General features: G+C 60.0%; 20 protein-coding genes. 12 read left to right on the forward strand and 8 right to left on the reverse strand.

What is annotated here, in order from left to right; genetic code table 11:
• Window positions 1–48 precede the first annotated feature (48 nt).
• Entirely contained in the window at window positions 49–2,226 is a 2,178-nt protein-coding gene (locus tag AC1Z24_RS01970) for a malate synthase G (RefSeq protein WP_483744362.1), read from the reverse strand.
• A gap of 310 nt (window positions 2,227–2,536) precedes the next feature.
• Here AC1Z24_RS01970 and AC1Z24_RS01975 point away from each other — a divergent pair, with 310 nt between their 5' ends.
• Window positions 2,537–3,052, forward strand: coding sequence for a glycine cleavage system transcriptional repressor (locus tag AC1Z24_RS01975; RefSeq protein ID WP_483744363.1), 516 nt, complete (start codon window positions 2,537–2,539; stop codon window positions 3,050–3,052).
• 231 nt (window positions 3,053–3,283) lie between these two features.
• Here AC1Z24_RS01975 and rarD read toward each other — a convergent pair whose 3' ends face one another.
• The 5 genes from rarD to AC1Z24_RS02000 form a co-directional block, all read right to left on the reverse strand.
• The gene (gene rarD, locus AC1Z24_RS01980; protein ID WP_483744364.1) at window positions 3,284–4,171 is read right to left on the reverse strand and encodes an EamA family transporter RarD; all 888 of its coding nucleotides are present in this window, start codon (window positions 4,169–4,171) and stop codon (window positions 3,284–3,286) included.
• A 115-nt stretch (window positions 4,172–4,286) separates the two neighbouring features.
• Entirely contained in the window at window positions 4,287–5,261 is a 975-nt protein-coding gene (locus AC1Z24_RS01985) for a serine/threonine protein kinase (protein ID WP_483744365.1), read from the reverse strand.
• Between the two features lie 199 nt (window positions 5,262–5,460).
• The gene (locus tag AC1Z24_RS01990) at window positions 5,461–7,362 is read right to left on the reverse strand and encodes a PhoX family protein (protein WP_483744366.1); all 1,902 of its coding nucleotides are present in this window, start codon (window positions 7,360–7,362) and stop codon (window positions 5,461–5,463) included.
• Between the two features lie 84 nt (window positions 7,363–7,446).
• Window positions 7,447–8,211: a TOBE domain-containing protein gene (locus AC1Z24_RS01995; RefSeq protein WP_483744367.1), complete on the reverse strand. Its 765-nt coding sequence runs from the start codon at window positions 8,209–8,211 to the stop codon at window positions 7,447–7,449.
• Between the two features lie 178 nt (window positions 8,212–8,389).
• Window positions 8,390–9,124, reverse strand: a complete 735-nt coding sequence (locus AC1Z24_RS02000) for a phosphoribosyltransferase family protein (protein WP_483744368.1) — start codon at window positions 9,122–9,124, stop codon at window positions 8,390–8,392.
• Window positions 9,125–9,235: 111 nt separating this feature from the next.
• On the opposite strand from AC1Z24_RS02000, the gene bioB reads away from it, so the two are divergent.
• The 6 genes from bioB (at window position 9,236) to AC1Z24_RS02030 (ending at window position 15,120) form a co-directional block, all read left to right on the forward strand.
• Entirely contained in the window at window positions 9,236–10,294 is a 1,059-nt protein-coding gene (gene bioB, locus AC1Z24_RS02005; RefSeq protein ID WP_483744369.1) for a biotin synthase BioB, read from the forward strand.
• A gap of 174 nt (window positions 10,295–10,468) precedes the next feature.
• Window positions 10,469–11,659, forward strand: coding sequence for an 8-amino-7-oxononanoate synthase (bioF, locus tag AC1Z24_RS02010; protein WP_483744370.1), 1,191 nt, complete (start codon window positions 10,469–10,471; stop codon window positions 11,657–11,659).
• On the forward strand, window positions 11,652–12,383 hold the full coding sequence (locus AC1Z24_RS02015) for an alpha/beta fold hydrolase (RefSeq protein WP_483744371.1): 732 nt from the start codon (window positions 11,652–11,654) through the stop codon (window positions 12,381–12,383). Before bioF ends, AC1Z24_RS02015 begins: the two co-directional genes overlap by 8 nt.
• The gene (bioC, locus tag AC1Z24_RS02020; RefSeq protein WP_483744372.1) at window positions 12,376–13,185 is read left to right on the forward strand and encodes a malonyl-ACP O-methyltransferase BioC; all 810 of its coding nucleotides are present in this window, start codon (window positions 12,376–12,378) and stop codon (window positions 13,183–13,185) included. Before AC1Z24_RS02015 ends, bioC begins: the two co-directional genes overlap by 8 nt.
• A 146-nt stretch (window positions 13,186–13,331) precedes the next feature.
• Entirely contained in the window at window positions 13,332–14,012 is a 681-nt protein-coding gene (gene bioD / locus AC1Z24_RS02025; protein WP_259108158.1) for a dethiobiotin synthase, read from the forward strand.
• A gap of 190 nt (window positions 14,013–14,202) precedes the next feature.
• Complete coding sequence (locus AC1Z24_RS02030) at window positions 14,203–15,120, forward strand: hypothetical protein (protein ID WP_483744373.1); 918 nt, start codon at window positions 14,203–14,205, stop codon at window positions 15,118–15,120.
• Window positions 15,121–15,166: 46 nt separating this feature from the next.
• On the opposite strand, the gene AC1Z24_RS02035 is transcribed toward AC1Z24_RS02030, so the two are convergent.
• Both AC1Z24_RS02035 and AC1Z24_RS02040 read right to left on the reverse strand, forming a co-directional pair.
• Window positions 15,167–15,733 (reverse strand): hypothetical protein, encoded by a 567-nt coding sequence (locus AC1Z24_RS02035; protein ID WP_483744374.1) that lies wholly within the window; start codon window positions 15,731–15,733, stop codon window positions 15,167–15,169.
• Window positions 15,734–15,901: 168 nt separating this feature from the next.
• A complete protein-coding gene (locus tag AC1Z24_RS02040; protein ID WP_483746503.1) occupies window positions 15,902–16,807 on the reverse strand; it encodes a LysR family transcriptional regulator in 906 nt (301 codons plus the stop codon).
• 349 nt (window positions 16,808–17,156) lie between these two features.
• Here AC1Z24_RS02040 and AC1Z24_RS02045 point away from each other — a divergent pair, with 349 nt between their 5' ends.
• The 5 genes from AC1Z24_RS02045 (at window position 17,157) to AC1Z24_RS02065 (ending at window position 20,985) form a co-directional block, all read left to right on the forward strand.
• The gene (locus AC1Z24_RS02045) at window positions 17,157–17,975 is read left to right on the forward strand and encodes an energy transducer TonB (protein ID WP_483744375.1); all 819 of its coding nucleotides are present in this window, start codon (window positions 17,157–17,159) and stop codon (window positions 17,973–17,975) included.
• Between the two features lie 45 nt (window positions 17,976–18,020).
• On the forward strand, window positions 18,021–18,740 hold the full coding sequence (locus AC1Z24_RS02050) for a MotA/TolQ/ExbB proton channel family protein (RefSeq protein ID WP_259108169.1): 720 nt from the start codon (window positions 18,021–18,023) through the stop codon (window positions 18,738–18,740).
• Between the two features lies 1 nt (window position 18,741).
• Window positions 18,742–19,143 (forward strand): ExbD/TolR family protein, encoded by a 402-nt coding sequence (locus AC1Z24_RS02055; protein ID WP_259108171.1) that lies wholly within the window; start codon window positions 18,742–18,744, stop codon window positions 19,141–19,143.
• Window positions 19,144–19,389: 246 nt separating this feature from the next.
• A complete protein-coding gene (locus tag AC1Z24_RS02060; RefSeq protein ID WP_259108174.1) occupies window positions 19,390–19,971 on the forward strand; it encodes an alpha/beta hydrolase in 582 nt (193 codons plus the stop codon).
• Between the two features lie 99 nt (window positions 19,972–20,070).
• Window positions 20,071–20,985, forward strand: a complete 915-nt coding sequence (locus AC1Z24_RS02065) for a sigma 54-interacting transcriptional regulator (protein WP_483744376.1) — start codon at window positions 20,071–20,073, stop codon at window positions 20,983–20,985.
• The last annotated feature ends 67 nt before the right edge of the window (window positions 20,986–21,052 follow it).

The raw sequence follows: 21,052 nt of genomic DNA on the forward strand, positions 1-21,052 counted from the left end.
GCGTCTTCCCGGCTGAAGCCGGTCCCACATCAGTTGTGATCTGCCAGCTTACAACCCATTCTTGGCCTTGAACTCCCGACGCCGACGGTGCAGCACCGGCTCGGTGTAGCCGTTAGGCTGTTTGCCACCCTCAACCACCAGTTCCACCGCCGCCTGGAAGGCGATATTGCTATCGAAATCCGGAGCCAGCGGGCGGTACAGCGGGTCATTGGCGTTCTGCCGGTCGACCACAGGCGCCATGCGCTTGAGACTTTCCATGACCTGAGCTTGATCAACCACGCCGTGGCGCAGCCAGTTGGCGATGTGCTGGCTGGAAATACGCAGCGTCGCACGGTCTTCCATCAGGCCGATGTCATTAATGTCCGGCACCTTGGAGCAACCCACACCCTGATCGATCCAGCGCACGACGTAGCCGAGGATACCCTGGGCGTTGTTGTCCAGCTCGTTCTTGATCTCTTGCGGCGTCCAGTGGGTGTTGGGCGCCAGGGGAATGGTCAGAATGTCGTCCAGGGAAGCGCGGGCACGCTGGGCCAGTTCGGCCTGGCGGGCGAACACGTCGACTTTGTGGTAGTGCAGGGCATGCAGGGCGGCGGCGGTTGGCGACGGCACCCAGGCGGTGTTGGCGCCGGCCAGTGGGTGGGCGATTTTCTGTTCCAGCATCGCCGCCATCAGGTCGGGCATGGCCCACATGCCTTTACCGATCTGCGCACGGCCTTGCAGGCCGCAGCTCAGGCCGATATCGACGTTCCAGTTCTCGTAGGCCGCAATCCACTTCTCGGCTTTCATCTGCGCCTTGCGCACGACAGGGCCGGCTTCCATGGAGGTATGGATTTCGTCGCCGGTGCGGTCCAGGAAGCCGGTGTTGATGAACACCACGCGCTCGCTGGCAGCCTTGATACAGGCCTTGAGGTTGACCGTGGTGCGGCGCTCCTCGTCCATGATCCCGACTTTCAGGGTGTTGTGCGCCAGGCCCAGGACCTGCTCGATACGGCCGAACAGTTCGTTGGTGAACGCCGCTTCTTCCGGCCCGTGCATCTTCGGTTTGACGATATACATCGAACCGCTGCGGCTGTTGGCGCGGGAAGTATTGCCCTTGAGGTTATGGATCGCCGCGAGGCTGGTCAGCAGACCGTCGAGAATGCCTTCGGGCACTTCGTTGCCGTCTTTGTCGAGGATCGCATCGATGGTCATCAGGTGACCGACGTTGCGCACGAACAGCAGCGAGCGACCGTGCAGCGTCACCGGCTCACCGGTGGGTGAGGTGTAGACGCGGTCGGGGTTCATGGTGCGAGTAAAGGTGCTGCCGCCTTTGGACACCGACTCCGACAGATCGCCTTTCATCAGGCCCAGCCAGTTGCGATAAACCACGACCTTGTCATCGGCATCGACGGCGGCGATGGAGTCTTCGCAGTCCATGATGGTGGTCAGGGCCGCTTCCATCAGCACGTCTTTGACGCCTGCGGCGTCGGTCTGGCCGACCGGGCTTGCGGCATCGATCTGGATTTCGAAGTGCAAACCGTTGTGCTTGAGCAGCACGGTGGTCGGCGCGGCGCTATCGCCCTGGAAACCGATCAACTGTGCGTCGTCTTTCAGGCCGGTATTGCTGCCGCCCTTGAGGGTGACGACGAGTTTGCCGTCGATCAGTTTGTAGCCGATGGAGTCGGCATGGGAGCCTGCGGCCAGTGGCGCAGCTTCATCGAGGAAGGCGCGGGCGAAGGCGATGACCTTGTCGCCGCGGACCTTGTTGTAGCCTTTGCCTTTCTCCGCGCCGTCGGCTTCGCTGATGGCATCAGTGCCATACAGTGCGTCGTACAGCGAGCCCCAGCGCGCATTCGAGGCGTTCAGGGCGAAACGGGCATTCATCACCGGGACAACCAGCTGCGGGCCGGCCATGTGGGCGATTTCTTCGTCGACGTTTTGCGTCGAGATCTGGAAGTCCGCTACTTCTGGCAGCAGATAACCGATGTCTTCAAGAAATGCTTTGTAAGCCGGGGCGTCGTGGGCCTTACCGGCATTGGACTGGTGCCAGGCGTCGATTTTTGCCTGCAAGTCATCACGTTTGGCGAGGAGAGCTTTGTTCTTGGGCGCCAGTTCATGGATCAGCGCATCAGCACCGTTCCAGAACTCAGTTGCATCGAGGCCGGTGCCCGGAATGGCTTCGTCATTTACGAAGTCGAACAGCACTTTGGCGACCTGCAGGCCACCGACTTGAACGGGTTCAGTCATTGCATTTGCCTCACTCTGCTCAGCTTTAGCGTTCTTCTGGGAGCGCTGTCTTGTTAGCGCCAACAATTATGTAGTGCGCGACGGCGGATACTACATGATGATTGGCGACGTGAAAATGAGACTGAAGGATGTCACCAAACGACTGGATTGGCATCGTTAGTCACGTTAAGGAGACCGATGCTCGCAAACGAGTGGGCGATTGTTCCAGATAACACTTCATTTTGTACACGATTTGCGTTTTTCGGCCTTGCCACGCTTTGCCGGGCCTTGCCTATACTTGCCCAACATTCAGGACATGAGGAATCGACCTGTGGACCATATTGTCGTCACCGTTTTTGCCGCAGACCGACCGGGCCTGGTCGAACGTATCGCCCAATGCATCGGCGATCATCAGGGTAACTGGCTGGAGAGCCGTATGGCACGCATGGCCGGGCAATTCACCGGCATCGTGCGTATCGGCATCGCCATCGAGCAACAGGCCGAGCTGAAAAAAGCTCTGCGCGACCTGGCCGTGCATGGCATCCAGGTGCTGTTTGCCGAAAACGATATTGAACCCACCGCTGTATGGAAGCACATCAACATGGAGTTGGTGGGCAATGATCGCCCCGGTATCGTCCGCGAGATTACCCGCCTGCTGGCCGAGCAGGGCGTCAACGTCGAGCGTCTGGTGACCGATGTACGCCCGGCACCGATGAGCAGCGAGATGCTGTTCCACGCCGAAGCGATCCTCGGCATGCCCCTGACCCTGCCCCTGGAAACCCTGCAGAAACACCTGGAAACCCTGGCCGATGACCTGATGGTGGAACTGGTGCTCAAGGAAGACTGAGGTTATCCCACGTTTTCCTGCGTCTGCCTGTGGATAACCTGTATAGACGAGGCTGCACGCCAGTTTTTACAAGGGGTTGCGTGAACTGATCAAAAAACAACCAGTTTCCCGTGGTTGTGCACAAATAGCTTTAACGAGGCTGTGGATAACCTTGGGAGCGATGCCTGCAAGCCAGGAATAATCTGGCTTGCAGCGGCCTGGCTGTTTTTTGTACAGGTTTTCGCGCTTGAATCAGGCTTTGCGGCGCAGATTGAACCAGGCGTCCACGCTGTAGACCGCCAGACCCGCCCAGATAAAGGCGAAGGTCACCAGGGTCGCGGGTGCCAGATGCTCGTTGAACAGTAGCACCGCCTGGGTCAGTACCAGGGTCGGAGCGATGTACTGCAAAAAGCCTAGCGTCGTGTAGGGCAAATGTCTGGCAGCGGCATTGAAAGCCACCAGCGGCACCAGGGTGATCGGCCCGGCAGCCGCCAACCATAGTGCTTCAGATGTCGTCCAGAACTGCGGTTGGGCGCTGTGAGCCAGGGGATTGAACAACAACCAGCCCAGGGCCAGCGGCACCAGTATCCAGGTTTCCACCACCAGGCCCGGCAAGGCGGCGACGGGTGCCTGTTTACGAATCAGGCCATAGAAACCGAAGGTCAGCGCCAGCGCCAGGGACACCCACGGCAGGCTGCCGACCTGCCAGACCTGCTGCGCCACCCCTATCACCGCCAGGCCCACCGCCAGCCATTGCAGCGGCCGCAGGCGCTCACGCAGCAGCAGCATGCCCAGCATCACGTTGACCAGCGGGTTGATGAAGTAGCCGAGGCTGGCCTCGACCATGCGATCATTATTCACTGCCCAAACATATATCAGCCAATTGCAGGCGATCAGCGTGCCGCTGCCTGCCAGGATCGCCAGTCGGCGCGGGTTCTCGCGCAGTTCACGCCACCAGCCGGGGTGTTTCCACACCAACAGCAGCAACGATCCGGAAATCGCCGACCAGATGGCCCGGTTGACGATGATCTCCACGGCAGGCACCGAGGCAAGCAGTTTGAAATAGATCGGGAACAGACCCCAGATGATATAGGCTGTCAGGCCCAGAATGTACCCGCGACGCGGGTTGGCGGCTTGCATGTGTCGTCCTTGGTAAAGGTGGACCTTATTTTGAATGGCAGGTGATGTGGGTACTCTGTGGGACCGGCGTTAGCCGAGAAGACGCTTTCCCGGCTAACGCCGGTCCCACGGTCGATCAGAACAGCTTCAACGGCTCCTCATTCAGCGCCGACATCTGCTCGCGCAAGGCGAGGATATGGTCGCCCCAATAACGCTCGTTGCCGAACCAGGGGAAGCTGTGGGGGAACGCCGGGTCGTCCCAGCGCCGGGCCAGCCAGGCGCTGTAGTGCATCAGGCGCAGGGCGCGCAGCGGCTCGATCAGCGCCAGTTCGCGGGGGTCGAAGTCGTGGAACTCGCCGTAGCCGTCCATCAGCTCCGACAGCTGGCTCAGGCACTCCTGGCGATCACCGGCCAGCATCATCCAGATATCCTGCACCGCCGGGCCCATGCGGCAGTCGTCGAGGTCGACGATATGGAACACCTCGTCACGACACATCATGTTGCCGGGGTGGCAGTCGCCATGGATGCGGATATTGGTATGGGTGGTCCTGGCGTAGACATCCTCGACGCGCTTGAGCAGGTCCTTGGCCACGGACTCGTAGGCTGGCAGCAGGCTGCGCGGGATACAGTCGTTGTTCAGCAGGTAGTTGACCGAGGCATGGCCGAAGTTTTCCACTGCCAGGGCTTCGCGATGTTCGAACGGCTTGGTCGCACCGACCGCATGCAGGCGCCCGAGCAATTGGCCCAGGCGGTACAACTGATCGAGATTGCCCGGCTCCGGCGCACGGCCGCCACGGCGGGGAAACAGAGTGAAGCGGAAGCCGGCGTGTTCGAACAGGGTGCGACCTTCATGCACCAGGGGCGCGACGACGGGCACTTCGACGGCGGCCAGCTCGGCAGTAAAACTGTGTTCTTCCAGAATGGCTTCGGTGGTCCAGCGCTGCGGCCGGTAGAACTTGGCGATCAGCGGCTGCGACTCTTCGATACCGACCTGATAGACGCGATTCTCGTAGCTGTTGAGCGCGAGGATGCGGGCGTCACTGAGAAAACCGATGCTTTCAACGGCATCGAGCACCAAGTCGGGGGTAAGTGTTGAGAACGGATGGGCCATGCTGACTCCTGCGCGCAGCAGGCGGCTGCGTCGGGCCAGAGATGTTAGCGCACCCGGCACGTGATGACATAACCCGATCCCGTTGGAGCGAGGCTTGCCCGCGAAGGCCGTGTTATTAACGATAAATCCCTATCGGATGTACCGGCCTCTTCGCGGGCAAGCCTCGCTCCAACGGATTACCCCGTTGGCCAAATAATTGTCAGGCCCCGACAATCCCGCCATCTTCCCGACTGATCACCATTACCGACGAGCGTGGCTTGCCGTTAGGCAGGTGCTCGGGAAAGGTCGAGCCGCCATTCTCGCCAGGGTGCTGGATGCCGACGAACAGCGTGCGCTGGTCCGGCGAGAAGCTGATGCCGGTGACTTCACAGCCGATCGGTCCGACCATGAAGCGGCGAATCTCGCCGCTGTGCGGATCGGCGCAGAGCATCTGGTTGTTGCCCATTCCGGCGAAGTCACCGGCATTGCTCATGTCGCCATCGGTGAGAATCCACAGACGCCCGGCCTTGTCGAAACCCAGGCCGTCCGGGCTGTTGAACATGTTCTGCGGGGTGATATTGCTCGAGCCGCCTTGAGGCTTGCCGGCATGTACGCTCGGGTTGCCGGCCACCACGAACAGGTCCCAGGCAAAGCTCATGGCTGCTGCGTCGTCGCCACTTTCCTGCCAGCGCAGGATCTGCCCGTACTGGTTCTTCGCCCGTGGGTTCGGGCCGCCGACCGGCTGACCGTCGTCGCCGCGTTTGACGTTGTTGGTCAGTGTGCAATAGACCTTGCCATCCTTGGGGCTGACCACAATCCATTCCGGGCGGTCCATACGCGTGGCTTTGACCACACTGGCAGCCAGGCGCGCATGGATCAGCACTTCAGCCTGGCTGGCAAAGCCGCTGCTGGCATCGATGCCATGTTTGCCGTGGGTGAGCTCGACCCATTCGCCCTTGCCTTTCGGGTGGTCCGGGTTGCTGTCGCCGCCATCGAAGCGCGCAACGTACAGCGTGCCGTGGTCCAGCAGGTCGCGGTTGGCCTTGGCATTCTTGTGATTGATCTTGTCGCGGCTGATGAACTTGTAGATGAACTCGCCGCGCTCATCGTCGCCCATATACACCACGGCGCGACCGTCTTTGGTCTGGGTCAGGGCGGCGTTTTCATGTTTGAAACGGCCCAGGGCGGTGCGTTTGACCGGCGTGGATTGCGGGTCGAACGGGTCGATCTCGACGACCCAGCCATGGCGATTGATCTCGTTGGGGTTCTTCGCCAGATCGAAACGCTCGTCGTGCTGGTGCCAGTTGATTTCCTTGCTGGCTACCACCGCGCCGTAGCGCTTGATGCCTGCATCGAACTTCTGCTCGGCGTCGCTGCTGCCAAAGCAATCGGTGAAGTTCTCTTCGCAGGTCAGGTAAGTGCCCCAGGGGGTCATACCGTTGGCGCAGTTCTGAAAAGTGCCCAGGACCTTGGTGCCGGTGCTGTCGGCGGCGGTCTTCAGCCACTCATGCCCGGCAGCGGGGCCGCCCAGGCGAATTGGCGTATTGCCGTGGATGCGGCGGTTGTATTTCGACCCCTGGACGAACTGCCACTGGCCGTTCTTGCGCTGCACCTCGATGACCGACACGCCTTCGCTGGCCAGAGCCTTGCGCACGTCTTCGGCCGATTGCGGCGCCTGGCCGTGATCGAACAGGTAGCGGTAGTTGGTGTATTCGTTGTTGATCGCCATCAGCGCACGATTGGCGTCGCCGGGCATGGGGAACAGGCTCATGCCGTCGTTGTTGTCGCCGAACTGCACTTCCTGAGCCTCGGCGCTGCCCTTACCGCTTGGGTCGAACGCAGGGCCGCCCGCTTGCAGTGGCTGGCCCCAGCTGATCAGTACCGAAGACTTATAGCCCGGTGGCAGGCTGATGCTGTCGGCTGTGGCGGCGGGGATGCTGGCAAAGCCCAGCAGTTTGCTCGAGGCCTCGCTGACACCGGCAGCCAATGTGCTGCGGCTCAGCAGGTTGCCGCCCAGAAACATGGCTGCGCCGCACAAGGCGCCGGCGCTGATAAAACGACGGCGGCTAAGGACGACCATTTGTTCGAGATCGGTGCTTTGGTTTTCTTCTAACAGGCTCATCATCAGGCTCCCTGCGGATTTTGTGGCCGCAACCTTAGGCAGGGAGAGATGACGGAATTATGGCGAAACAGTGACCAGGTCGGCCTAGACCGTGGTGCCCAGCAGCACCATGGCCGGGTCGAATTGCACCTGTACCGGGCTGTCGATTTTCAGCTGCAAGGCTGAAAGCTGCGGCTGCTCTGCCAGCGCGCACAATGTCTGGCCACTTGCCAGAGTGATTTTGACTTCGCTGGGGCCGTCTTCGGCGTTGAGAATTTCCTCGATTTTACCGTTCAAGGAATTGTATCCACTTGTTGCGGGTTGCCCGACTGGCAGCAGTTGCAACCAACCGGCCTTGATCAGCGCCATCACTTCAGTGCCCGCTTCCAGATGCAGACGCACCGTGCTGTCATGGGTAATCTGCGACTCGATAAACAGGTCCCCTGCCAGCGCCAGGCGCACCAGCGCCTTATGGCCGTGTCGGGTAATGCTGTCGATACGCCCGAGCAACTGATTACGCGCACTGGTATGCAAAGTCAGACGATTAAGCAGCTGCAAGTCAGTGCTTTCCTCGGTGGCCTCCAGCACCTGCGCCTGCAACAACTGCAAACGCTGATACAGGCGCAACACCCGCTCACCCTCAGCCGACAACTTCGCCCCGCCACCGCCCCGCCCACCAACACTGCGCTCCACCAAGGGCTTCTGCGCCAGGTTATTCAACTCATCGATGGCATCCCAGGTCGCCTTGTAACTCAACCCGGCACTCTTCGCCGCCCGAGTAATCGAGCCCTGCTCGGCAATGTGCTGCAACAGGGCGATACGCTGCGGGCGGTGGACCATATGTTGCGTAAGGAGGGTGGGCAGGGGCATGGCTGGCAGTTTGGCTTGTGGCGGATGAGCGCCGAGTGTAAGCCAAATTTCCGATTAGCAGCGTTCCTGCGCCTTTGTTTGGGTGGCATCGGTGTCATGTCTATGGATGAAAGAAAAGCTCTCACCTATCATTTCAAATCAATAGCTGGATCGTGTCTGATAGGAGGATTCTCGGTTTTCAATCCCCCGGCTTCGGCGTCCGCGCCAAGCAATAAACATCCACCTGCCGCGCCCCGGCCTTGATCAATATTTGTGCAATGACATCTGCCGTCGATCCGGTCGTCAGTACGTCATCCACCAGCGCCACATGGCGTCCCTGCAAGCCATGCCCATCAGCCACGGCAAATGCCCCGCTCAGATTGCGTTTACGCGCCTTGGCGTCGAGGCCTTGTTGGGCCGTCGTTTCGCGGGTGCGTTGCAGCCAGTGTTCGGCAACCGGCAGCTGTAATTGTTCGCCCAGCCACCTGGCCAGCATGGCGGCCTGGTTGTAGCCGCGCTGGCGCAGGCGTTTGCTGGCCAGAGGCACCGGCAGCAGGAAATCGGGGCGGGACAGGGCTTCGTCGAAGCGGTGTTGCAGCAATTGCCCCAGCAGTTCGGCGAGCAGGCGACCCATGGGCCACCGGGCTTGATGCTTGAAGCGTGTGACCAGCGCGTCGATGGGGAAGTCGTAATGCCAGGGAGCCAGAACCTGGCTGAACGCTGGCGGGTGTCTGCTACAGGATGCGCAGGTCAGGCCGTCCATGGGCATCGGCAGGGCGCAGCGTTGGCACTGGTCGCCGAGCCAGGGCAACCCGGCCTCGCAGGCGACGCAAATGGGCAGGGCCGCATCGGTGCGTTCATCGCATAGTAGGCAGATTTGGTTATTTTTTAACCAGATGTAAACCTGATGATTGCTCTGTGGTTGACAGCGCATGACTCTTCCTTAAATATGCCAAACATCCGTGTCGCGCCTGTGGACTTTCTGCGTGAATTATCACCGCCGAGCCACCGGGCCATTGCCAAGAAAACACCAAGGAGCCGCCCGATGAGCGCCAGCACTACCGCCACCCTGCGTCACGACTGGACTTTAGCCGAGGTCAGGGCGCTGTTTGTACAGCCCTTCAATGACCTGCTGTTTCAGGCGCAGACGGTGCACCGCGCGCATTTCGACGCCAACCGCGTACAAGTGTCCACCCTGCTGTCGATCAAGACCGGCGCCTGCCCGGAAGACTGCAAGTACTGCCCGCAGTCCGGCCACTACAACACCGGTCTTGAGAAAGAGAAGCTGCTGGAAGTGCAGAAGGTCCTGGAAGAAGCCGCTCGGGCCAAGGCCATTGGTTCGACCCGTTTCTGCATGGGCGCTGCCTGGAAACATCCTTCGGCCAAGGACATGCCTTACGTGCTGGAGATGGTCAAGGGTGTGAAAGCCATGGGCCTGGAAACCTGCATGACCCTGGGTCGCCTGGATCAGGATCAGACCCAGGCCCTGGCCGATGCCGGCCTGGACTATTACAACCACAACCTCGATACCTCGCCGGATTTCTACACCAGCATCATCACCACCCGCACCTACAGCGAGCGCCTGCAGACTCTGGCCTATGTGCGTGATTCCGGGATGAAGATCTGCTCCGGCGGCATCCTCGGCATGGGCGAGTCCCTCGATGACCGCGCCAACCTGCTGATCCAGCTGGCCAACCTGCCAGAACATCCGGAGTCGGTGCCGATCAACATGCTGGTCAAGGTCGCGGGTACTCCGCTGGCCAACGCCGAAGACATCGACCCGTTCGACTTCATCCGCATGCTGGCCGTGGCGCGCATCCTGATGCCGCAATCCCACGTACGCCTGTCCGCTGGTCGTGAGGCGATGAACGAACAGATGCAGGCCCTGGCCTTCTTTGCCGGTGCCAACTCGATTTTCTACGGCGACAAGCTGCTGACCACTGCCAACCCGCAAGCCGACAAGGACATGCTGCTGTTCTCGCGCTTGGGCATCCAGCCTGAAGCCCGTGAAGAGCACGCCGATGAAGTGCATCAGGCGGCGATTGAGCAGGCATTGGTCGAGCAGAAGAGCAGCTCGATGTTCTACGACGCTGCGGCTGTTTGATCTGCAATTAACGGCCCGCGTACATGCGGGCCCATTATGGGAGTGGATTGTGGGAGCGAATTCATTCGCGAATAAATCGGTACACCCCATAAATCCCGAGTGTTTGAAATACTCCTTTAGCGAATGAATTCGCTCCCACTTTGCCGCGCACCATCGTTCTTCCCCGAGGCCCGCATGTCTTTCGATCTGGGCGCCCGCCTTGCCGCGCGCCGCGCCGAACATCTTTATCGCCAACGCCCACTGCTGCAAAGCCCGCAAGGGCCGCAGGTAGTGGTCGATGGCCAGCCGCTGTTGGCTTTCTGCAATAACGATTACCTGGGCCTGGCCAATCACCCCGAGATCATTGCCGCCTGGCAGGCCGGGGCGGAGCGTTGGGGTGTCGGCGGTGGCGCCTCGCATCTGGTGATCGGCCACAGCACGCCCCATCACGAGCTGGAAGAAGCGCTGGCCGAATTGACCGGCCGGCCTCGTGCGTTGTTGTTTTCCAACGGCTACATGGCCAATCTCGGCGCGGTCACGGCGCTGGTCGGGCAGGGCGATACCGTGCTGGAAGATCGCCTCAACCATGCCTCCTTGCTGGATGCCGGCCTGCTCAGTGGCGCGCGTTTCTCCCGCTACCTGCACAACGATGCCGATAGCCTCAACAGCCGTCTCGACAAGGCCGTGGGCGATACCCTGGTGGTCACCGATGGCGTGTTCAGCATGGACGGCGATATTGCCGATCTGCCCGCCCTGGCCAAGGCCGCGAAAGCCCGTGGCGCCTGGCTGATGGTCGACGACGCGCATGGCTTCGGCCCACTGGGTGCCAACGGCGGCGGGATCGTCGAGCACTTCGGTCTGGGCCTGGACGATGTGCCGGTATTGATCGGCACTCTGGGCAAGGCGTTCGGCACGTCAGGTGCCTTTGTTGCAGGCAGCGAAGAGCTGATCGAAACCCTGATCCAGTTCGCCCGGCCTTATATCTACACCACCAGTCAGCCCCCGGCTTTGGCCTGCGCGACCCTGAAAAGCCTGGAGTTGCTACGCAGTGAGCATTGGCGGCGTGAGCATCTGGCGCGGTTGATCAAGCAGTTCCGCAGCGGCGCCCAGCAACTGGGTCTGACCCTGATGGACAGCTTTACGCCGATCCAACCGATCCTGATCGGTGATGCCGACCGCGCCTTGCGCCTTTCGCAATTGCTGCGTGAACGCGGGCTGATGGTCACTGCCATTCGCCCGCCCACCGTACCGGCTGGCAGCGCCCGTTTGCGCGTGACCCTGTCAGCGGCCCACAGCGAAGCGCAAGTGCAGCTATTGTTGAATGCATTGGAGCAGTGTTACCCGCTGCTCGGGCCGAAGGACGCGGTGGAGTCACAACATGCGTGATCGTCTGATCCTGTTGCCGGGTTGGGGTTTGGGTATCTCACCGCTGGAACCCCTGGCGGCGGCACTGCGCGGTCTCGATGAGCACCTGCGGGTGGAAATAGAACCGTTGCCGGAACTGGACAGCAGCGACGTGCAGGAATGGCTCGACGAACTGGACGCCACCCTGCCCAACGACGCCTGGCTGGGCGGCTGGTCCCTGGGCGGCATGCTGGCGGCGGAGCTGGCCGCACGGCGTGGCGAACGCTGCTGCGGCTTGCTGACCCTGGCCAGCAACGCCTGTTTCGTCACTCACGGTGCCTGGCCCCAGGCTATGGCTGTGAGTGATTTCGACGCCTTCCTGTCGGGCTGTGCCGAAGATCCGGCAACGACCCTAAAGCGTTTCAGCCTGCTCTGCGCACAAGGCGCCGAGGACCCGCGTGGTATCGCCCGCCTGCTCAAGGCCGCCGCCCCCCACGGCTCCGGCGAAAGCTTGCTGGCGAGCCTGCAACTGTTGCAAAAACTCGATACCCGTAGCGCCCTGCAAACCTATCGTGGCCCGCAGATGCATCTGTTTGCCGGGCTCGATGCGTTGGTCCCAGCCGAAGCGGCAAGCGACCTGCTGGCGTTGATGCCGGACATTGAGGTTGGCCTGATTGAACAAGCCAGCCACGCATTCATTCTGGAAAACCCCCATGGAGTGGCAGCGGCGATCCAGGCCTTTTTGCACGAGTCCAGCGATGACTGACCTCTCCAACCCGCCACTGCCGGGCGCCTTGCCGGACAAGCGTCAGGTGGCGGCTTCCTTCTCGCGGGCCGCAGCCAGTTATGACAGCGTGGCCGAGCTGCAGCGCGATGTCGGCAGCCAGTTGCTGGCGCGACTACCCGCCGAGCTGAGCCCGACGCGCTGGCTGGATATGGGCAGCGGCACCGGCTATTTCAGTCGCGCCCTGGCCGAGCGTTTTGCCAACAGCGATGGCGTGGCCGTGGATATTGCCGAAGGCATGCTGCGTCATGCCCAACCTTTGGGCGGCGCGAAACACTTTGTCGCCGGCGATGCCGAACGCTTGCCCCTGCGTGATCGCAGCTTTGATCTGATTTTTTCCAGTCTGGCCGTGCAGTGGTGCGCTGACTTCACTGCCGTGCTCAACGAAGCCCATCGCGTGTTGCAGCCTGGCGGCGTGTTTGCCTTTGCCAGCCTTTGTGTGGGCACCCTGTACGAGCTGCGCGAGAGCTGGCAGGCGGTGGACGGTATGGTCCACGTCAACCGCTTCCGCCCCCTCGATGATTACCGGCATATGTGTGCGGCCAGTGGCTTGCGGGTGCTCAGTCTGGAGGTGCGACCCCATGTGTTGCACTACCCTGATGTACGTAACCTGACCCACGAACTCAAGGCGCTGGGTGCGCACAACATCAATCCCGGTCGCCCTGGCGGTCTGACAGGACGGGCGCGGATCATGGCGCTGATCGAGGCTTACGAACGCTTCCGCCAGCCCCAGGGCCTGACGGCGACCTACCAGGTGGTTTATGCCGTTCTGGAAAAGGCTTGATGAGGCTGCAGTACACAAAACCGTAGGACTGGCTTTAGCCGGGAAGACGATATGGCAGGCAATGAATATGTGTCGATCATGCCTGAGCCTTCCCGGCTAAAGCCGGTCCCACTCAGTAACCAGCACCACTAGATAAGGCCACTGAGATGAGTATTGGGTATTTCATCGCGGGCACCGATACCGATGTCGGCAAGACCACCGTGGCGGCGGGCCTGTTGCATGCGGCGCGGCAGTCGGGGTTGAGCACGGCGGCGGGTAAGCCCGTGGCATCGGGATGCAACGTGACGCCCGCAGGACTGCGCAACGCCGATGCCCTGGCGCTGCTGGCCGAGTGTTCGCTGAACCTTACCTACGACCAGGTCAATCCCTTCGCCTTCGAACCTGCCATCGCCCCGCATCTGGCGGCGCGAGAAGCCGGAGTGTCGCTGACCGTCAGTGCCTTGCTCGGGCCAATGCGCGAGGTGCTGGCCAAGGGCGCGGACTTCACCCTGATCGAAGGGGCGGGCGGCTGGCGCGTGCCCCTGGCCGACCAGGCCAATCTGTCGGACCTGGCCATTGGCCTGGGGCTGCCGGTGATTCTGGTGGTAGGCGTGCGCCTGGGCTGCATCAGCCACGCCTTGCTGACCGCCGAAGCCATCGCCCAGGACGGCCTGCAACTGGCGGGCTGGGTGGCCAATATCATCGACCCCAAGACCTCGCGCCTGGAAGAAAACCTCGCCACCCTGGCCGAGCGTCTGCCAGCGCCTTGCCTGGGCCGCGTACCGCGACTGAAGCGGCCGAGCGCTGAGGGTGTGGCGGAGTATCTGCACCTGGAGCTGCTGGACTAGTCAGACGCAACCTGGCAAAGGATGTGGCGCGCTTACTTTTGCTTACATCCTCAGGGTTGACCATGGACTGGGGTCAATGATTACGTCCTTTTATTAGTTGAACAATAACTAATACACATACTAAAGAGTGCCTGGCGTATCGCGGGGTTCTCATCGTATTGGAAAAATAATATATAAAAAAGGACTTACAATGAATAGTCACGCCCTTAAAAAGACAATGCTTGCTACCTCGTTTTTTCTATCGCTAATCGGCTTATATGGTTCCACAGCTTTGCCCACGCCGGAGTGTGAACCAGGCAGCAGCGAGCAAACTGACACAAGTGAAAGTAAGAGCAATCAAGGATCCACTGAGGCGCTTGTCGAGGCCTCCACCGTTCAAGTCATCGACTTGCCGGACAAAATAAATCGACTCTATGATAAATTAAAGAACGCTAATGAGGTGAAGTACTATAGCTTCACGGCATTGCGCGGCCAGAAGGTAATGATCAACGATGTCCTGCGAGGCACTGAAGGGACTTACTGGAATGTCGAGTATAACATCGCAGGGCATTGGCAACCTGCACCCAAGTATGACTCCGTCATCACGCCCTTGCTGACCCCCGGTCAGAAGGTTCAACTCAGAGTTTCTCACCTTGTCGGAGAGCCCTTCCACCCAGATAAGTACTTTCATATTGATTTCGGCTCAGCCCCCTACGCGCACTATGTCAGAATCGAAACAGTAGCCCCGCCGACCGGAAGTCAGTTCTGGACAAAAACATTCAGGGACCAGATTATGTGGGCGACGAATATCAGGGACTCAACGGGTCACCTTCTTGAAGGGGCTACCGTCAATTTTGTCATAACTGCCGATGACCAACATCCTTCCAACGCCAACATGGCGGAGTCGCAGCGCGTCACCGTTACGGGAGGGATCGTGGAATACGTGAATTTTCCAGCCTGCCACGGGCGCCAGGTGACCCCTATTTTTACCGGGGTATATGACTTCATCAACAAATGGCAAGTCACATACAATACCGGCCACTGGCACGTGTCTGTCCGAGGCAATCCAGCTGCCAACAGCAGCCCAGTGCCTATCACTCAAATTTGCACGATGAAATTTATCCAGTAATAGTTAAAGGCTAACGGCATGTTTCATGCTGTTAGCTTTCTTGTAGTCAAGAGTCGGCAAAGTGCCGGGCATATGGGGCTGACAAGCCGTCTAGCGTAAGTCCCACCAGCCCTGCCAGTAGCCAGACATACTCCTTTGCCACTTTCTTGAATTCCGAATGATTATTCAGTAATTCAAAAAGCAGCTTTTCGGTTTTCGCATCGAGTGGGCGTGAAATGCTGACGGGTTTGATAGTGCCTTTTTCGTCGACTGAGAAACTTAGCTCGTTCAATAACTCAGGTTCTACGTCGACAGCGGTCTTCTTGATATCTTTCCATGTCTCATCCATTTGATTCGCGACATTCTGTGCTGCGCGCTTACGGGCATCTATTTTTATTTGTTCGCATGTATCGCGTCCACTTAGCATTCTATAGTATGTGCATCCATCCGGCTGTAGGCGCGGGCTAAGGTCTACCTCGTGATAAACATAATCCGGCTCCGGCTGGCTGATTATCCATTCGCACTCCCGCGCAGTTACTTCATCAACCCCGCCATTTTTTTTGGCCTTCTCATAGGCGACTTCGATTGCGCGTCTGTATGAATGATTTGCATCCATGAAGAACGTCAGGTTCATAGTGGTCTCTCCTGTCAAGGGTACATGAGAGGTGTAACGGCAGATCAATGAATTGGCTGACCTGAGAGCTTCGTCCGATAATTCCCATAACGTTGTATGAAATAGACTACACATTGGTACTTTGGTCTTTTTTCGGAAGTTGCCCCAAAAAGTTATATGAGTGTTCGCTCAGCCGAGCTGATCCAGGGTCTGTAGCCGCTCGATCATTATTTGCGCCGCCACCGACAGGCGATAGCCGCTGCGGCTGACGATGCCGGGGCGCAGGCTCAGGCTTTCCAGATTGTGCGGCTGGTTACGCCAGTGCAGGCGCGCCAGCTCGCCGCGATCGAACGCTTCCTGCAGCACCTGCAGCGTGGCGATGCCAATGGCATCGGACTGCTGCACGACCCGGATCAGCGCACTCAAGTGCGGGCTTTCGATACTCAAGGCCAGATCGGTCTTGCCGCTCAGGTTGGCCAACACCTTGCGCATGCCCGCCGGTAGTGCCGGCCCCGCCAATGGGTAGTTGAACAGCTCGTTGGTGGAAAGGCTGTCCTTGCCGCACAGCGGGTGCTGCGGGCGGCAGAAGAACACGCTGTGGCGCGGCGTCAGGGCCAGGGTCTGATAGGCGGGGTCGGCTTCGAAGGTGCGGATATCATCGATGAAAAACTCGATATCTTCCCGTTGCAGGCTGCGGCCCAGGTTTTCGCTGTCGCCGATCTGAAAGCGGGTCCTGACCTTGGGGTATTCACTAATGAACTGCGCCACGGCTTGGGGCAGCAACTGCTCAGCGGCCAAGGCGCAGCCGCCCAGGCGCAATTCACCGGCGTCGAGTTTATTCATCTGCGCGACTTCATTGCTCAGGGTCGCTGCGCCCTGTACCAGGCGCAGGGCGTGCTGTAACACCACCTGTCCCTCGGCGGTAGGGCGCAGGTCCTTGTTGCCGCGGTCTACCAGGACGCAGCCGAACTCCTGTTCCAGCCCTTGGATGCTGCGGCTGAAGGCGGGTTGGGTAATGCCCATGGCATCGGCGGCGCGGACAAAGCTGCGGTGCTCGAGCAGGGCAATAAAGTAGCGCAGCTGGCGCAGATCCATGGTGTAGAGAGCTTCCGATAAGGCAAGTGTGGCAGTTTCATGGCTCAACGTTTATTCCGTCAACAGAGGCTAGTAGTGATTTTTAGGCTTTAAATGCATATGCATAGGCCGTATGGGTTGACCTGCATCTACGTAAATAGCTGCATAAAAAGAATATTTTCAATGCCTTTCAGGCATGGCAGAAATGACACTTGTGCGCAGGCGTTGATTCATAAGGGCCATCGTCAACCTGAGGTTTTTAATATTCGATTCAGTTCTATTTATAACTTTAAATATTGCTTTATGCGCTAAGCAGCCGTCGCCAATCATAGGCTCCTCGATCTTTTATGAAGACAGCAGGAGTGAAGCGATGGGCAATGTCCAGACCGCTGCCAGTGCCCACGACGTGCTTTGGCGCAGGACCCCGAACGGCGAGTTGGTTGATCTCGGCCGGGTCTGGCGCGGGCCTTTGGCGTTGTCACGCCTGCACAGCACGCCCAAGGGGGTGCTCAGCCGTCGCGAAGCCATATTGCTTGGGGTGCTCGCCCTGGTCCTGCACGGCGCGGTGATTTATGCCCTCAATCAGAACCCGGCTCCGGTGTTGCCGATCGTGCCGCCGGAAATCCCGCCCATGACCATCGAATTCTCCCAGCCCGCGCCACCGGTAGTGGAAACCCCGCCGCCACCGCCCGAGCCGATTCCGCAGCCGGTGGTAGAACCGCCACCGCCAGTGGAAGACGAACTGGCCGTGAAGCCGCCGCCCAAGCCGATTCCGAAACCCAAGCCAGTGGTCAAGCCGCCACCGCCAAAGCCCGTGGCCAAGCCGGTCGAGCAACCGCCTGCGCCGCCTGTTCCGGCGCCCCCGGTTGCCGCCCCCGCGCCACCGGCACCACCCGCGCCTGCACCGGTTACCCCGGCATCGGCCAACGCCGGTTACCTGCATAACCCGGCGCCGGAATATCCCGCCCTGGCGATGCGTCGCGGTTGGGAAGGCACGGTGCTGTTGCGGGTGCATGTACTGGCCAGCGGCAAGCCGAGTGAGATCCAGATCCAGAAGAGCAGCGGCCGCGAGCAACTCGATGAAGCGGCGCAGACAGCGGTCAAGCGCTGGAGCTTTGTCCCGGCCAAACAGGGCAACGACCCGATTGATGGCTGGGTCAGCGTACCCATCGATTTCAAGATTCGTTAATCCGTCACAACAGCAGACCCATGCACAAGCAAGAGAGCACAGACCATGAACGTATTGGCATCCCCCTTCGAATCCATTGAGCATGCGGTTATCTGGCTGCTGCTGATTTTCTCCGTCGCAACCTGGGGGCTGGCCCTGCTCAAGGGCGTGCAGTTCGGTCGCCTGAAGAGTCAGGACCGGCGTTTCCACAAGCAATTCTGGGCCGCCTCTAGCCTGGATTCCGCTGCCGAACTGGCGACCACCCAGCCCGGCGCCGCAGCGCGGGTAGCTCAAGCCGGTTATGCGGCGATTCAGGTGCAGGAAGGTAGTCAACAGACCGACCTGGCCCACTCGATCAATCATCAGGATCGTTTGGAGCGGGCGCTGCGTCAGCAGATTGTGCGTGAGCGCCGCTCCCTGGAAACCGGCTTGGCGATTGTCGCCAGTATCGGCAGCACCTCGCCCTTTATCGGTCTGTTCGGCACCGTGTGGGGCATTATGTCGGCGCTCAAAGGCATCAGCGCCGCCGGTTCCGCCAGCCTGGAAACCGTGGCCGGGCCCATTGGTGCAGCCCTGGTTGCCACAGGCGTCGGTATCGCCGTCGCGGTGCCTGCGGTGCTGGTCTACAACTATTTCCTGCGCCGCCTGAAGCTGACGGCTGCCGACCTCGACGACTTTGCCCACGACTTCTACAGCCTGGCGCAGAAAAACGCCTTCCGCGTGCTGCTGCATCCAGTGCTGAACAAGCCGGCTGCCGGCTCGCAGAAAGTGAAGGAGGCGTCCTGATATGGCCTTCTCCACCCAAGACAGTGACGAGGTGCTCAGCGAGATCAACGTGACGCCCTTGGTGGACGTGATGCTGGTGCTGCTGGTGGTGTTTATCGTCACCGCGCCGCTTTTGACCAACTCGATCCCGATCAACCTGCCCAAGACTGAATCCGTGGCACCGGTCGAGCAGAAAGACCCGTTGGTCGTCAGCATCGACGACAAGGGCAAGTTGTTCATCAACAAGGATGAAATCCAGCCGGATCTGCTGCAGACCAACCTGGCTGCAGCCAAGCAGAAGAATCCCGACGTGCGCGTGCAATTGCAGGCGGACAACGGCGTGAACTACGGCGAAGTGGCGCGGGCCATGGCCTCCATCGAGAAGGCTGGCATTACCAAATTATCGGTTATCACTGCCAAATGAGGGGGTAGCCGTAGCGCATTTGTAACAGAGCATCGCTATCTTCAACCTCGCTCTCACGCGTTGTGAGCAGGGACTACAGCAGTTTTCTTGGGTCACTCCTTAGGCAGGGGGTGGCCCTTTTTTTATGCGGGCTTTTTACTTCGTATATTTCCTTTAGATCTTAATAAATAGCTTCTTATTCCTTAACGAATATATATACCGTCCCTATACTTGCCCCATGAACGCAACGATGCACGAGGTGACCCCATGCATAACGAATCGATTCGCTATCTGATCGTGCCAGGCTGGCAAGGGTCGCCTGACGAACATTGGCAGAGCCATTGGCAGAACAGCTTGCCCAACAGCGCGCGGGTCGAGCAGGACAATTGGCTGCAACCGCGTCTCGAGGACTGGGTGGGTGAACTGCAACGCAGCATCGCCGCCGACGATACCCCGGTGATCCTGATTGCCCACAGCCTGGGCTGCGTGACCGTGGCGCATTGGGCGAAGCTGGCACCGCTGGTGTCGTTGCGTCAGGTGCGTGGCGCCTTGCTGGTCGCACCTGCCGACGTCGAGCGGCCGAACTGCCCGCCGGCGCTGCGCAACTTTGCGCCGATCCCGACGGATCTGCTGCCGTTTCCGACCCAGGTGGTCAGTTCCGACAACGATGCCGCCGTCAGCACTCAGCGCGCTCTGACCTTTGCCCGCAACTGGGGCGCCGAGATCGGCATCCTCAGCGAGGCCGGGCATATCAACGTCAAGTCCGGTCATCAGCGTTGGGAGCAGGGTTTCGCTTATCTGTATCGCCTGCAGGGCCGCATGGAACAACAAGCCCGGCGCCGCGCATGAACTCAATTGACGCGGCCTGTTTCGCGTTTCTATTACCGACTACGGTCGATCCCTTTAGTTAACGCCTGAGTCAATCGTTGGCTCGGGCGGGAGTTTGCCATGAGCCTTCACCCTGATCTCGGCCAGCCGCTGCTGACCTTCCCCGACGCTGATAAAAGCCCCCTGAGCATTCGCGCCAAAGCCCTGGTGTTCGTCGACCCGCGTTCACGGCGCTTGCGTGAGGAACTGGAGCTGCGCGCACCTGGCGCCTTGCCGGTGCTGATTCGCGGCGAGTCGGGCACCGGCAAGGAGTTGCTGGCACGGCAGATCCATCGCGGCAGTGACCGTTCCGGATTGTTCGTCTCAGTCAATTGCGCGGCCATCAGCCCGACCTACGCCGATGCCGAATTGTTCGGCTACGCCGCCGGGGCCCATAGTGGTTCGGTGAGCAGCCGGGCAGGGTGGTTCGGCTCGGCCAATGGCGGCACGCTGTACCTGGATGAAATCGCCGACCTGCCCCTGGCCATTCAGACCAAACTGCTGGCCGCCCTGGAAAATCACGAAGTCACTCGCGTCGGCGCCGCCCAGCCAAGCCCGGTGGATGTACGGCTGGTCGCAGCGACCAGTATCGACCTGGCGCCAGCCGTGGCGGCGGGGAAGTTCCACGAGCGTCTCTATCACTACCTGCGTGAAGGCCAGCTTGAGCTGCCTGCCTTGCGCGAGCGGGTCGGCGATATCCTGCCCCTGGCCGAATATTTCCTCGGCATCTACAGCCAGCGCCTGGGCTTTGCCGTACCACTGATCAGCGAGGCGGCGCAGGCGGCGCTGGAAGCCCACAGTTGGCCGGGTAATACCCGGGAACTGGAGAACGTTATTCATTTTGCGCTGTTGGTCAGCCCTGGCGATGAAGTGCAGGCGCAACACCTGGGTTTGCCTGAACGCCTGTCCCCCGAAGAGCAGATTCGACGCTTGTTGAATGACGCCGATCCTAAACAACTGGCAGTGCTGAAGCGTCTACTACAAGAGTTGCCTTGAAGCGGGTATGTGGCGATTAGCCGCTACTCAGCAAAAAGGCATAAGCACTGAAATAAAAAGTATTGTA

Source organism: Pseudomonas sp. JL23 (genome assembly GCF_056933585.1).

Bases quoted from the DNA above. Each gene is read 5' to 3' on its own strand.
- AC1Z24_RS02035 (WP_483744374.1), bottom strand. From the start codon at position 15,733: ATGAACCTGACGTTCTTCATGGATGCAAATCATTCATACAGACGCGCA.
- bioB (WP_483744369.1), top strand. From the start codon at position 9,236: ATGAGCGCCAGCACTACCGCCACCCTGCGTCACGACTGGACTTTAGCC.
- rarD (WP_483744364.1), bottom strand. From the start codon at position 4,171: ATGCAAGCCGCCAACCCGCGTCGCGGGTACATTCTGGGCCTGACAGCC.
- AC1Z24_RS02050 (WP_259108169.1), top strand. From the start codon at position 18,021: ATGAACGTATTGGCATCCCCCTTCGAATCCATTGAGCATGCGGTTATC.
- AC1Z24_RS02040 (WP_483746503.1), bottom strand. From the start codon at position 16,807: ATGGATCTGCGCCAGCTGCGCTACTTTATTGCCCTGCTCGAGCACCGC.
- AC1Z24_RS02015 (WP_483744371.1), top strand. From the start codon at position 11,652: ATGCGTGATCGTCTGATCCTGTTGCCGGGTTGGGGTTTGGGTATCTCA.
- AC1Z24_RS02055 (WP_259108171.1), top strand. From the start codon at position 18,742: ATGGCCTTCTCCACCCAAGACAGTGACGAGGTGCTCAGCGAGATCAAC.
- AC1Z24_RS02030 (WP_483744373.1), top strand. From the start codon at position 14,203: ATGAATAGTCACGCCCTTAAAAAGACAATGCTTGCTACCTCGTTTTTT.
- bioC (WP_483744372.1), top strand. From the start codon at position 12,376: ATGACTGACCTCTCCAACCCGCCACTGCCGGGCGCCTTGCCGGACAAG.
- AC1Z24_RS01970 (WP_483744362.1), bottom strand. From the start codon at position 2,226: ATGACTGAACCCGTTCAAGTCGGTGGCCTGCAGGTCGCCAAAGTGCTG.
- bioF (WP_483744370.1), top strand. From the start codon at position 10,469: ATGTCTTTCGATCTGGGCGCCCGCCTTGCCGCGCGCCGCGCCGAACAT.
- AC1Z24_RS01995 (WP_483744367.1), bottom strand. From the start codon at position 8,211: ATGCCCCTGCCCACCCTCCTTACGCAACATATGGTCCACCGCCCGCAG.
- AC1Z24_RS02060 (WP_259108174.1), top strand. From the start codon at position 19,390: ATGCATAACGAATCGATTCGCTATCTGATCGTGCCAGGCTGGCAAGGG.
- AC1Z24_RS01990 (WP_483744366.1), bottom strand. From the start codon at position 7,362: ATGAGCCTGTTAGAAGAAAACCAAAGCACCGATCTCGAACAAATGGTC.
- AC1Z24_RS02000 (WP_483744368.1), bottom strand. From the start codon at position 9,124: ATGCGCTGTCAACCACAGAGCAATCATCAGGTTTACATCTGGTTAAAA.
- AC1Z24_RS02065 (WP_483744376.1), top strand. From the start codon at position 20,071: ATGAGCCTTCACCCTGATCTCGGCCAGCCGCTGCTGACCTTCCCCGAC.
- AC1Z24_RS01985 (WP_483744365.1), bottom strand. From the start codon at position 5,261: ATGGCCCATCCGTTCTCAACACTTACCCCCGACTTGGTGCTCGATGCC.
- bioD (WP_259108158.1), top strand. From the start codon at position 13,332: ATGAGTATTGGGTATTTCATCGCGGGCACCGATACCGATGTCGGCAAG.
- AC1Z24_RS02045 (WP_483744375.1), top strand. From the start codon at position 17,157: ATGGGCAATGTCCAGACCGCTGCCAGTGCCCACGACGTGCTTTGGCGC.